The following is a 12,131-nucleotide window of genomic DNA, read 5'->3' as shown; positions in this document are numbered from 1 at the left end:
TGCACTGCTCCTCGGTCCAGCCGACACCGCGGCCGAGCCTCCGCTCACGGTGCTCATGGGTCGGCCTGCAACTCGTGTTCCAGCGCCTCCAGTTCCGCGCCGCCGGCCATCTGCCGGGTCAGCTCGGCCACGGTGATGTCGGCCTTGTCGAAGCAGCCGAGGCTGCGGCCCCGGTTGAGCAGCAGGAACCGGTCGCCCACCGGGTAGGCGTGGTGCGGGTTGTGCGTGATCAGCACGACGCCGATGCCGCGGTCGCGGGCGTGCGCCACGTAGCGCAGCACCACCCCGGCCTGCTTGACGCCGAGCGCGGCGGTCGGCTCGTCCAGGATGAGCACCTTGGCGCCGAAGTGGATGGCGCGGGCGATGGCCACGCACTGCCGCTCGCCGCCGGACAACGTGCCCACCGGCTGCTCCACGTCGCGCAGGTCGATCCCCAGGTCCGCGAGCGCGGTCCGGCTGACCCGGCGGGCGGTGCGCCGGTCCAGCATCCGGAACGGGCCGCGGCCGACGGTCGGCTCGGAGCCGAGGAAGAAGTTGCGCCACACGCTCATCAGCGGCACCACCGCCAGGTCCTGGTACACGGTGGCGATGCCGCGGTCGAGCGCCTCGCGCGGCGAGCCGAACCGCACCGGTTCGTCGTCGACCAGGAACGTGCCGGTGTCGTGCTGGTGCACCCCGGCCAGGATCTTGATCAGGGTGGACTTCCCGGCGCCGTTGTCGCCGAGCACGCAGGTGACCTCGCCCGCGTTCACCACGGTGGACACCTCGCGCAGCGCGATCACGCTGCCGTAGGACTTGCCGATGCCGGCGACCTCGATCAGGCTCATCGTCTGACCCTCTCCGCCCGGCGCCGGAAGGCGTTGTTGACCAGCACCGCGGACAGCAGCATCACGCCGAGGAACAGCATGAACCAGTCGCTGTCCCAGCGGGCGTAGACGATGCCCTGCCGGGCCATGCCGAAGATCAGCGCGCCGATCGCGGCGCCCACCGCCGAGCCGAACCCGCCGGTGAGCAGGCAACCGCCGATCACCGCGGCGATGATGTACTGGAACTCCAGGCCGATGCCCTGGTTCGCCTGGACGCTGGCGAACCGCAGGATGTTCATCGACCCGACCAGCCAGCCGGCCGCCGCGGTGCCCATGAACAGTAGGATCTTGGTGCGGCCCAACGGAACTCCGACCGCCCGCGAGCTCTGTGCCGACCCGCCGACCGCGAAGATCCAGTTGCCGAACCGGGTCCGGGCCAGCAGCCAGGCCGCCGCCGCGGTGACCCCGACCCACCACAGGATCGACACCGGGAACGCGGTGCCGGCGATGTCGATGGTGGACGCGAACACCGCACCGGCGGATTCGTAGCCGTCCGTGCCGCGCATCCCGGCCACCTGCACGCTGCCGGTCACCAGCCGGGTCACGCCCAGGTTGATCCCTTGCAGGGCAAGGAAAGTGCCCAGCGTGACGATGAAGCTGGGCAGCCCGGTGCGCAACACCAGCCAGCCGTTGAACGCGCCGACGGCCAGCGCGAACGCCAGCGACACCAGCAACGCCGGCCAGACGTTCCAGCCGGCCCTGGTCGCGAGCAGCGCGGTGACCAGCGCGGTGGACGCGGTCATGACGCCGGCCGACAGGTCGAACTCGCCGCCGATCATGAGCAGCGCCACCGCGACGGCCATGATGCCGAGCGTGGCGGCGTCGTCCAGCCAGGTGGCGACGCCGCCGATGCTCAGGAACTGCTCGGTCACCAGAGAGAAGAACACGAACACCAGCAGCGCGCCGAGCAGCGCGCCCAGCTCGGGCCGGACCACCAGCCGGTCCAGGATTCCCGGCGGGGCGAGCCGTTCGTCGGCGGCCGGTGCGGCCGTGCCGGTGACCGTCATCTCAGCGGGTGCCGCGCTGCGTGTACTCGGACACCTTGTCCACATTGGACTTGTCGACGAAGCCCGGCCCGGTCAGTACCGGGGCGCCGCCGCCGACCGTGTTGGCGTTCTCCACGTACAGCTTGAGCATGACGACCGGCAGGTAGCCCTGCTCGTACTGCTGCTGGTCGACGGCGAACAGGATGTCGCCGGCCTTGATCGCGTTGGCCACGTCACCGTTGAGGTCGAACGTGGCGACCTGCGCCTTGCCGCCCGCTCCCTTGGCCGCGGTCACCGCGAAGACCCCGACCTGCGGGTTGAGCGCGAGCACCGCGTCGATCGAGCCGTCGGCCTGCAACGCACCCTTGAGCCGCGCCTCGACGTCGGCCGGGTTGTTCAGGTCCACCTGCAGGCTCTGCACGTCGCCGAAGCCGCGCTTGGCCCCGTCGCAGCGCTGGGCCAGCCCGATGTTGGCGGCCTCGTGGATGACGCAGAGCAGCTTGGTCTTGCCGGCCGCCTTGAGTTTCGCGCCGGCCTGCTCACCGGCGATCGACTCCTCCTGACCGACGTGCGAGAGCGCGCCGAACTCCTTGCTCTTGGCGCTGCCCGAGTTGATCGTGATCACCGGGATGCCGGCCTTGACCGCGTTCTGCACCGAGGTCTGTAACGCGTCCGGGTTGGCCATGGACACCACGATGCCGCCGACCTTCTGCGCCACCGCGTTGTCGATCAGCTTGGCCTGCGCGCCCGGGTCGCCGTCGGAGCCGTAGGTGACGTCGACGTCGAGGTCCCGGCCGGCCGCCTCGGCGCCGTTCTTGACCACGCTCCAGAACGCGTCACCGGAGCCGCCGTGGGTGATCACGGCGATCCGGAGGTTGGCGCTGGACTCGGGCGCGCCACCGGTGCCGGCCGTGGTCTGGCCGGCGTTGGAATTGTCGGCCGACGGGCCGCTGCACGCGGCGAGCAGCAGCGCGCCGGCCGCGGCCAGGCCGATCAACCCCCTGCGGCGGGTGCGCGGGAGGGCAAGGGTGTGGGACATCGTCGTCTCCTAGCGGGGTGACCAACTGAGAAAGGTGTTGAGGTGCGCGAGGCTTCGCGCGGTGTCGCGCCGTGGACGGTCGTCCCCGGCCGTGGAGCCCCCGGGCAGCACGGTGTCCTGCTCGAGCACGTACCAACCGTCGTAACCGGCCTCGACCAGCAGCCGGATCAGCGCGGGCAGGTTGATGTCGCCGTCCCCGAGCGGCACGTACATCCCGGTGCCCACCGCGTGTGTGTAGGTGATCTGCCCGGCGCGCACCACGTCGGCGATGGCCGCCCGGACGTCCTTGAGGTGCACGTGGCCGACCCGGTCCGGGTGCCGGCGGACCAGCTCCACCGGGTCGGTGCCGCCGATCAGCAGGTGTCCGGTGTCCACGCAGAGCGGCAGGTCCGAGTCGGCCAGGAACCGCTCCACCTCCGCCTTGCGCTCGACGTGCGTGCCGGCGTGCGGGTGCAGGACCGTGCGCAACCCCTTGCGGGCGGCCAGATCCCGGATCCGGCAGGCGGTCGCCAGCAGGGTCCGCCAGTGCTCGTCGGGCAGCTGGGGCCGGACGTCGTAGCTGTCCCGCCCGGTGGCCGCGGCCAGCACCAGCACCTCGCCGCCCACCGCGGACAGCAACTCGACGACATCGGCCACATCGTCCATTGTGGACCACACCTGGTCGGGATCGTGCAGCACGGCGGCCAGGAACCCGCCGACCAGACGCAGTCCGTACCGGTCGAGCAGCGCGGACAGCTCGGCCGGCTGCTCGGGCAGGTAGCCGGGCGGACCCAGCTCGGTGGCCGGCAGGCCCAGTTCGGCCATCTCGCCGAGCACGGTGTGCACGTCCAGCATTCGGCCCCAGCCGGGCACTTCGCACACCCCCCAGGAGATCGGCGCGCCGGCGATCTTCGCGGTGGACAGGTCCGGCCTCATCGACGATTCGCTCGCAAGGCTACTCATACCGGAACCCCTTCCAGCCGGACCGGCGCTCCGGAGCGCCGGGACCGTTCGCAGGCATCGGCCAGACGCAGGCTGACCAGGCTGTCCCGCACCGGGGACGGGTTCTCCGCCCGGCCGGCGACCACGTCCGCGAACGTGGCCATCTCGCCCTGGTAGGCCCGCCGGAACCGTTCGGCGAAGCCGGAATAGGCATCGGCGGTGGCCACCGGGCCGCCGGGTTCCAGGGAGGTCAACGGGGTGCGCGAATCCAGCCCGACGGCCAGCGAGTCCCGGCTGCCGAGCACCTCGAGCCGGTGGTCGTAGCCGAGCGGGTCGTGCCGCCCGCCGACCAGCACGGCCACCGCGCCGCCGGCGAAGCGCAGCACGGCGACCGCGTTGTCCACGTCGTCTGCGGCCGCGAACGCCTCGTCCACGAGCACCGACCCGGACGCGTAGACCTCCACCACCGGCTCACCGACCAGCCACGGCACCGCGTCCAGGTCGTGGATCAGCAGGTCCCGGAAGATCCCGCCGGAGGCCGGCAGGTAGCCGAGATCCGGCGGCGTCGCGTCGTTGCCGATGGCCCGCACCTGGTAGACCGTCCCCAGGTCGCCGGCCCGGATCCGGCGGTGCAGCTCGACGACGGCCGGGTCGAACCGGCGCTGGAAGCCGACCAGGACCGGCACCCCGGACGCCTCCACCTCCGCCACCAGCCCGGCCAGCGCGGCCAGGTCACCGGCGACCGGTTTCTCGCACAGCACCGGCACCTTCGCGGCCAGGCAACGGCGCAGCAGCTCCGGGTGGGTGTCGGTGGGGGTGGCCACCAGCACGCCGTCGCCGGCCGCGAGCAGCTCGTCCAGCGTCGCCACCGCCGTGCTGCCGGGCCCGAGGGTCCGGGCGGCCTGCTCGGCCCGGCCGGGCACCGGATCGAACAGCAGGACCTCGTCGACCGATGGCAACGCGGCCAGGTTGGCGGCGTGCATGGTGCCGATGCGTCCGACCCCGGCAACCCCGATCCGCATGTTCGACGTCCTTCTTGACTTGCCAGCGTTAGAGCGCTCTACTTGTTGGAGCGCTCCAATCCTGATCGGCCCTTCGGCCGCTGTCAAGGTTTTGACCGGCGCGCCTGGGGAGGTGTGATGGACCGGCCGACCATGGAGGACGTTGCCGCCCGAGCCGGCGTGTCCCGCGCCCTGGTCTCGCTGGTGATGCGCGGTTCACCGAAGGTGAGCGAGCACCGGCGGGCGGCCGTGCTGCTGGCCGCCGACGAGCTCGGCTACTCGCCACACGCCATGGCCCGGTCGCTGGCCAGCCGGACCTCGCACTTCGTCGGGGTGATGGTGTCCGACCTGCACAACGCGTTCTGGGCCGAGGTGGTCGACGGGCTGGACGCCTACGCCAGGGACCAGGGCTTCGAGTTGGTGATCAACACCGGGGGCCGGCGAGCCGGCCGCGAGCGCCAGGCGCTGGCCAGCCTGCTCTCCTTCCGGCCGGCCGGGATCGCCCTGCTCGGCCCGGTGGTCCCGGCCACCGCGATCGCCGTCGCCGCGTCCCAGGCGCCACTTGTCCTGGTCTCCCGGTCCTCCCGATTGTCCACAGTAGACACCGTGAACGACGACGGCCAGTCCGGCTCGGCGCTCGCCGTCGACCACCTGGTCTCGTTGGGCCACACCGACATCGTGCACATCGACGGCGGCGGTGGCTCCCAGGCCGCGCCCCGGCGCACCGGCTACCTCGCCGCCATGCGCCGCCATGGCCTGTCCGCCAAGGTGATCCGCAGCGAGTACACCGACGCCGCCGGCGCCAAGGCGATTCGCGAGCTGCTCTCCGACCGCATCCCGACGGCCGTGGTCGCCGCCAACGACTACAACGCGATCGGCGCCATCTCCGCACTGGAGGAGGCCGGCCTGCGCGTCCCCGCGGACGTCTCCGTGGTCGGCTACGACAACACGTCCCTGGCCGCCCTGCGGCACGTCTCGCTGACCACCGTCGACCAGCCCCGCACGGAGATGGGCCGGCTGGCCGCCGAGGCGCTCATCCAGCGGGTCCGCGAGGAGCGCAGCCACCCGGTCCGCCACCTACTGCGGCCCGCGCTGGTGGTCCGCACCACCACCGCGCCGCCCCGGCCGGGTTAGCCGGCCGCGGCACACGGCGCGGGGCCGGACCCTGTTCGGATGGTTGGCCTGGCAGAGCCCCGCCCTGTTCGCCGCCCGGCCGCTGCGCGGCCGGGCGGCGAACCGGGCGGGCGGACACGGGAACCAGCCACTCCGTCGACCGGAACCGGGGATTCGGGTGCTGGAATCGGCCGCTCAGTTGCTGGAACCGGGAGTTCGGCTGCCGGGGCTGGGAACTCAGGTCCTGGGTTCCGAGGATTCGGTGACCCGGAACGGCAACTCGCGGATCGAATCCCGGGTGCATTGGCCTCAGTCCGTGATCCTCGGCAGTTCGGCTGTTGGGTACTGGCCCCACCCGTCGGGTCGGATCGGGCTTGCCTCGAAGTCGTCTTCGGGCCAGTTGAGCCGAATGCCTTGGCCTCGCTCAGCGGCTTCCTCCAGCAGTTCGGCTACCAGGATCGCCTCGCCCTGGCCTCGGAAGGCGTGTGCCGCTCCTCCCCGGTTCCGATCCAGGCGTCGCTCCGAAAGAAGCCGGACGATTGCGCAGCAGAGCGCCACCGACAGCACGACGGCCGATCCGGTGGCGACCCAGATGGTGTCCAGGTGCGCGGTCATCGCGACCAGGAAATCCGGCGAACTAGGACCGGTCCATCGCCAGTCGGGTTTGGCTCCCATGCGGCCGGCGTATGGCGGAGATACCGTGACGCTGTGCATGACCGCCGGTACTGCCGCTGCGGTGCGCGGCTTGCGGCCGACAATCCCGACGATCTCTGTGCGGGCTGCGGGCGCACGGCACGGGAGCGGCTGATGTCCCCGCCGATGGTGCCCGCGGAGTTCTGGCTGACCCCGGAATTGTGTGACGCATTCGCGGCGGCGCACATCGGGCGGGTGGTAAGGGCCTATCGCCGCCATCCGCACCATACGGTCCGGTATGGCGCTGGGGGTATTTCGCAAACGTTGCTGGGTCAGTGGCTCGGTTTGACCCAGGCGCAGGTCAGCCGGATCGAGAACGGTCCGCCGGTGAAGAACTTGGACACGTTGGCGCACTGGGCGCGGGTGCTGCGGGTTCCGGCCGAGCTGTTGTGGTTCGACCTGCCGGGGTGCCGGCGCACCTCTGCGGCCGGGGCAGCCCCGGAGCTGGCCCTCCATGGTGGCGAATGGTTGCCGAGGGACAGCACGGAGCTGGCCGAGCTGGTGTGTACGGGAGGGGAGCTGGCGATCAGCCCGGAGACCGTCACGCGGCTGGTGCACGAGTGGCTGGTGACCGAACCGCCGCAGCTGGTCGAGGTGCGGTCCGGGCGGCGCATCAGTGACCGGCTGGTGAGCAGGGTGGAACGCCGGACGGCCGAGTTGCGCCGGATGGATGACTTCGTGGCCGGTGGAGATCTACACGGACTTGTCGAGCGGGAGCTGAACGCCACGGCCGGGCTGCTGCGCGAGGCGAGCTACACCGAGATCCTTGGCCGCCGCCTGCTGGCTGCCCTCGGCGAGCTGTGCCAGCTCGCCGGCTGGGTGGTCGGTGACGCCGGGCGGTACGGGGCGGCCGCCCGCTACTACACCACCGGCGTCAAGGCAGCGCACGCGGCGGGCAGCTCGGCGCTGGCCGCCAACCTGATCTCCACGCTCGCCTACCAGGTGGCCAACGTGGGCAACCCCCGGGATGCCGTACTCCTGGCACAGAGCGCCGACTCCGGTCCTACCCGAACGACCGCCACCGCCCGCGCCCTGTTCAAGGAGCGCCTGGCCTGGACGTACGCCAGGGCCGGAGACCGCCGGGCCACCGAACGCACCCTTGCCGCCGCCGAAACCGGCTACGAGCAGCGCGTCCCGGACGATGACCCGGAATGGGTCTACTGGCTGGACGAAGCCGAACTCACGGTCATGGCCGGCCGCTGCCACGTGGAACTTGGCCTGCCCGAGCGCGCCGTGCCGCTGCTCGCCGGCGCACTGGCGCACTACGACGAGCGGCACAGCCGGGAGCTGGCCCTGTACACGAGTTGGTTGGCCGAAGCACAGCTCCAACTCGGCGCCGTGGACGCGGCGGTCGCCGCCGCCACCAGGACCCTGGAACTGACCTCCCGAATCACCTCAGCCCGCACCGATGACCGCGTGAACCTCCTGCGCCGCAAGCTGCAGCCATACCGCGACGTGCCAGCCGTCGCCGACTTCGAGGCGATGGTGCGCGAGCTGAACAGCTCCAACTAGCCGCCGCACCGAAGCGCGCCGGGGCGAAAGGTGAGCGGGCGGCTCGCTGCACGGTTGTGATCGGGCCGCGCCCCGCTGAACCGACGATTCGGTTGCTGGCGCTGGCAACTCGTTGGATCGGAGTGCGAGATTGGGCGCCTCGTCGGATGGTTGGCCTGGCAGAGCCCGCTCCGGTTCGCCGCCCGGCCGCGCAGCAGCCGGCGGCGAACCGGGCGGGCGAACACGGGAACCAGCAACTCCGTCGACCGGAACCGGGGATTCGGGTGCTGGAATCGGCCGCTCAGTTGCTGGAACCGAGAGTTCGAGTGCTGGGGCTGAGAACTCAGGTCCCGGGTCCCGAGGACTCGATTGCTGGAACCAAGAACTCAGTTGCTGGAGCCGAGAACTCAGGTCCCGGGTCCCGAGGACTCGATTGCTGGAACCAAGAACTCAGTTGCTGGAGCCGAGAACTCAGTTGCTGGAGCTGAGAACTCAGGTCCCGGGTCCCGAGGATTCGGTTGCTGGGTTGGGAACTCGGGTGGTGGGGTTGGGGACTCGGGTGGGGTGGGGTTAGTCGTCGGTGGTGGGGCGGCGGTGGCGTTTGAGGGTGGAGCGGCGGTGTTTGGCGGCGAGGCGGCGTTCTTGGGCGGAGCGGGTGGGTTTGGTGGGGCGGCGGGTGGGGGGTGGGGGTGCGGCGGCGGCGCGGAGGAGGGCGGCGAGGCGGTCGCGGGCGGCGGCGCGGTTGGCGAGTTGGGTGCGGTGGGTGCTCGAGGTGACGGTGAGGGTGCCGTTGACCAGGCGGGAGGCGAGGTTGGCCAGCAGGCGGGGGCGGAGGTGGGTGGGGACGGCGGGGGAGGTGGCGACGTTGAAGGAGAGTTCGACGCGGCTGTCGGTGGTGTTGACGCCTTGGCCGCCGGGGCCCGAAGAACGGGAGAAGCGTTCATGGAGTTCGGCGGCGGGGATCACGAAGGCACGGGTGATGGGGAGGTCGGTCACTAGAAGCGGGGGTGGTCGCCGCGCAGGGTGGCGCGACGGTCGGCGTCGTCGGGGGTGGGGGTGGGGGTGATGTCGCCGAGGACCCAGGCGGGGACGTGGCGGGCCGTGAGAACGGCAAGGGCGCGGTCGACGTCGGCGGGCTCGAGGACGGCGACCATGCCGACGCCCATGTTGAAGGTGCGTTCCATCTCGGGGCGGGTGACGCGGCCGCGCTGGGCGATTAGCGAGAAGACCGGGGCGGGGGTCCAGGTGCCGCGGTCCAGTACGGCGTGCAGGCCGCGGGGGATCACCCGGGACAGGTTGGCGGTGAGGCCACCTCCGGTGATGTGCGCGAAGGTGCGGACCTCGGTTTCGGCGGCGAGGGCGAGGCAGTCCTTGGCATAGATGCGGGTGGGCTCCAGCAGTTCCTCGCCGAGGGTGCGGCCGAACTCCTCGACGATGCCGCCGAGGGGCATGCGGGCGATGTCCAGCAGAACGTGGCGGGCCAACGAGTAACCGTTGGAGTGCAGGCCGGAGGAGCCCATGGCGATCACCACGTCGCCGGGCCGGACCCGATCCGGACCGAGCACCTTGTCCGCCTCGACGACGCCGACGCCGGTGGCCGACAGGTCGTAGGCGCCGTCGGCCATCAGGCCCGGGTGCTCGGCGGTCTCGCCGCCGAGCAGCGCGCAGCCGGCCTGCACGCAGCCGGTGGCGATGCCCTTGACCAGGGCGGCGACCAGGTCGGGGCGCACCCGGCCGACCGCGATGTAGTCCTGCAGGAACAGCGGCTCGGCGCCGCACACCACCAGGTCGTCAACCACCATGGCGACCAGGTCGATGCCGACCGTGTCGTGCAGGTCCAAGGCCTGGGCCACGGCGATCTTGGTGCCGACGCCGTCGGTGGACGAGGCGAGCAGGGGCTCCTTCCACCGGTCAAGGCGCAGCTTGAACAGCCCGGCGAAGCCGCCGATGCCGCCGACCACCTCGGGCCGGGTGGCCTTGTCGGCCCACGGCCGGAGCGCCTCGACGGCCTGCTCTCCGGCTTCGATGCTCACGCCGGCGTCGGCGTAGGTGGCGGGTGGGGGCTCGGAGCTGTGCTCGGTCATGGGTCCAGTCGGAGTCGCGTCACGGTCGCTGCAATGCCTCCTCGGCACCGTACCCGGCCGGCAGCACCGGTGTGGCCGAGCCGCCGATTCCCCGGTTTAACCCCTCCAGCCGGAACTTGCCGACGGTGGCGTCGTCCGGCAGCGGGATCGGGTAGTCGCCGTCGAAGCACGCCGAGCACAGCCGGGACCGGGGCTGCTCGCTCGCGCTGATCAGACCCTCCAGCGACACGTATCCCAGCGTGTCGGCGCCGATCGACCGGCGCACCCCGTCGGCGTCCAGGCCGTTGGCGATCAGCTCGGCCCGCGAGGCGAAGTCGATGCCGTAGAAGCACGGCCAGCGCACCGGTGGGGAGGCGATCCGCACGTGCACCTCGACCGCGCCGGACTCGCGCAGCATCCGCACCAGCGCGCGCTGGGTGTTTCCGCGCACGATCGAGTCGTCCACCACGACCAGGCGCTGGCCCCGGATCACGTCCCGCAGCGGGTTGAGCTTGAGCCGGATGCCGAGCTGGCGAATGGTCTGCGAGGGCTGGATGAACGTGCGCCCCACGTAGGCGTTCTTGACCAGGCCCGAGCCGTACGGGATGCCGGAGGCCTGCGCGTAGCCGATCGCGGCCGGCGTACCCGACTCCGGCACCGGGATCACCAGGTCGGCCTCGGCCGGTTGCTCCTGCGCCAGCCGCCGGCCGATGTCCACCCGGGAGGCGTGCACCGACCGGCCGCTGATCGTGGTGTCCGGCCGGGCCAGGTAGACGAACTCGAACACGCAGCCCTTGGGCGACGGGTTGGCGAACCGGGACGAGCGCAGCCCGCCCTCGTCGATCGCCAGCAGTTCGCCCGGCTCGACCTCACGCACGAAGGAGGCGCCGACGATGTCCAGCGCGGCGGTCTCGCTGGCCACCACCCAGCCCCGGGACAGCCGGCCGAGCACCAGCGGCCGGACCCCGTGCGGGTCACGCGCCGCGTAGAGCGTGGACTCGTCGGAGAACACCAGGCAGAACGCGCCGCGGATGGCCGGCAGCAGGTCGAGGGCGGCCTGCTCCAGCCCGCGGTCGGCGGCCGACGCGGCGAGCAGTCCGGCGAGCAGATCCGAGTCGGTGGTGGCGCCGTTGCCGGCCAGCACGCCCTCGGCGCGCGCCCGCTCGAGCAGCTCCGCGGTGTTGACCAGGTTGCCGTTGTGCCCGAGGGACAGCCCGCTGCCGACCCGCGTGGTGCGGAACGTGGGCTGGGCGTTCTCCCAGGTGGTCGAGCCGGTGGTGGAGTAGCGGCAGTGCCCGACCGCGACGTGACCGCGCAGCGAGGACAGCACCTGCTCGTCGAACACCTGGCTGACCAGGCCGAGATCCTTGAACACGACGATCTGCTGACCGTCGGCCACCGAGATGCCGGCCGCCTCCTGGCCGCGGTGCTGCAGCGCGTAGAGGCCGTAGTAGGTGAGTTTGGATACCTCTTCGCCTGGTGCCCAGACCCCGAAAACGCCACATTCCTCACGGGGTTCCGGCTCGAGTGGGGTCGCCACAAGCTCGAGTGTAGGTGCAGCCGGGCTCCGTTCGGCCTAGCGCTGTGGGTGGGTCGTCACACATCCGTTCCCAGTCGAGCGATGGGAAGCAGCTCGCTCAGGTCCGCCCTGGTGCCGGAGGCCGTCACCCGGCCGGCGGCCACCGCGTCTGTCCACTGTAGACGGCCGGCGGCCAGTTCCAGCCAGGTCCGGGGGTCGGTCTCCACCACGTTGGGCGGGTTTCCCCTGGTGTGCCGCGGTCCCTCGACGCACTGCACCGCGGCGAACGGCGGCACCCGGACCTCGACGGAGCTGCCCGGCGCGAGCTGGGCCAGGGTGCGCAGGCTCAATCGCACGGCGGTGGCCACGGTGGCCCGGTCCGGCTGCTCGCCGCCGGCCAGCCAGGGCGCCACGGCCGCCATCCGGTCGCGCAGCTCCT

The 12,131-nt window shown here is 71.6% G+C and carries 12 protein-coding genes; 2 read left to right on the top strand and 10 right to left on the bottom strand.

All coding sequences use genetic code 11. From position 1 onward, the window contains the following. Positions 1 to 53: 53 nt before the first annotated feature. From VFV67_RS25995 to VFV67_RS25975, 5 genes are read right to left on the bottom strand one after another with little or no spacing between them, the layout of a single operon-like run. Entirely contained in the window at positions 54 to 827 is a 774-nt protein-coding gene (locus VFV67_RS25995) for an ATP-binding cassette domain-containing protein (protein ID WP_326473267.1), read from the bottom strand. Next, on the bottom strand, positions 824 to 1,873 hold the full coding sequence (locus tag VFV67_RS25990) for an ABC transporter permease (RefSeq protein ID WP_326473266.1): 1,050 nt from the start codon (positions 1,871 to 1,873) through the stop codon (positions 824 to 826). Before VFV67_RS25990 ends, VFV67_RS25995 begins: the two co-directional genes overlap by 4 nt. 1 nt (position 1,874) lies before the next feature. After that, positions 1,875 to 2,891 carry a sugar ABC transporter substrate-binding protein gene (locus VFV67_RS25985; protein WP_326473265.1) on the bottom strand — a complete coding sequence of 339 codons (1,017 nt, stop codon included), beginning with the start codon at positions 2,889 to 2,891 and terminating at the stop codon, positions 1,875 to 1,877. Between the two features lie 9 nt (positions 2,892 to 2,900). Next, positions 2,901 to 3,833: a TIM barrel protein gene (locus VFV67_RS25980; protein WP_326473264.1), complete on the bottom strand. Its 933-nt coding sequence runs from the start codon at positions 3,831 to 3,833 to the stop codon at positions 2,901 to 2,903. After that, complete coding sequence (locus tag VFV67_RS25975; RefSeq protein ID WP_326473263.1) at positions 3,830 to 4,834, bottom strand: Gfo/Idh/MocA family protein; 1,005 nt, start codon at positions 4,832 to 4,834, stop codon at positions 3,830 to 3,832. Before VFV67_RS25975 ends, VFV67_RS25980 begins: the two co-directional genes overlap by 4 nt. 117 nt (positions 4,835 to 4,951) lie before the next feature. Between VFV67_RS25975 and VFV67_RS25970 the strand changes: the two genes are divergently transcribed. Beyond that, a complete protein-coding gene (locus tag VFV67_RS25970) occupies positions 4,952 to 5,947 on the top strand; it encodes a LacI family DNA-binding transcriptional regulator (protein WP_326473262.1) in 996 nt (331 codons plus the stop codon). A 288-nt stretch (positions 5,948 to 6,235) separates the two neighbouring features. Here the strand turns inward: VFV67_RS25970 and VFV67_RS25965 are convergent, their stop codons facing one another. Continuing rightward, on the bottom strand, positions 6,236 to 6,541 hold the full coding sequence (locus tag VFV67_RS25965; protein WP_326473261.1) for a hypothetical protein: 306 nt from the start codon (positions 6,539 to 6,541) through the stop codon (positions 6,236 to 6,238). Between the two features lie 192 nt (positions 6,542 to 6,733). On the opposite strand from VFV67_RS25965, the gene VFV67_RS25960 reads away from it, so the two are divergent. Further along, complete coding sequence (locus VFV67_RS25960; RefSeq protein ID WP_326473260.1) at positions 6,734 to 8,131, top strand: helix-turn-helix transcriptional regulator; 1,398 nt, start codon at positions 6,734 to 6,736, stop codon at positions 8,129 to 8,131. A gap of 549 nt (positions 8,132 to 8,680) precedes the next feature. Here the strand turns inward: VFV67_RS25960 and arfB are convergent. Genes arfB through VFV67_RS25940 form a run of 4 tightly spaced genes read right to left on the bottom strand, consistent with a single transcriptional unit; the run spans position 8,681 to position 12,114 of the window. Next, positions 8,681 to 9,106, bottom strand: coding sequence for an alternative ribosome rescue aminoacyl-tRNA hydrolase ArfB (arfB, locus tag VFV67_RS25955; protein WP_326473259.1), 426 nt, complete (start codon positions 9,104 to 9,106; stop codon positions 8,681 to 8,683). After that, the gene (purM, locus tag VFV67_RS25950; protein ID WP_326473258.1) at positions 9,106 to 10,194 is read right to left on the bottom strand and encodes a phosphoribosylformylglycinamidine cyclo-ligase; all 1,089 of its coding nucleotides are present in this window, start codon (positions 10,192 to 10,194) and stop codon (positions 9,106 to 9,108) included. The genes arfB and purM overlap by 1 nt, the downstream gene beginning before the upstream one ends. 19 nt (positions 10,195 to 10,213) lie before the next feature. Further along, complete coding sequence (purF, locus tag VFV67_RS25945; RefSeq protein WP_326473257.1) at positions 10,214 to 11,713, bottom strand: amidophosphoribosyltransferase; 1,500 nt, start codon at positions 11,711 to 11,713, stop codon at positions 10,214 to 10,216. Between the two features lie 56 nt (positions 11,714 to 11,769). After that, positions 11,770 to 12,114: a sterol carrier family protein gene (locus VFV67_RS25940; protein ID WP_326473256.1), complete on the bottom strand. Its 345-nt coding sequence runs from the start codon at positions 12,112 to 12,114 to the stop codon at positions 11,770 to 11,772. Positions 12,115 to 12,131: the final 17 nt, after the last annotated feature.

This window comes from Actinophytocola sp., from assembly GCF_035762905.1.
GTDB lineage: Bacteria > Actinomycetota > Actinomycetes > Mycobacteriales > Pseudonocardiaceae > DASYTH01.
This window is presented reverse-complemented; position numbering and strand designations above follow the sequence as displayed.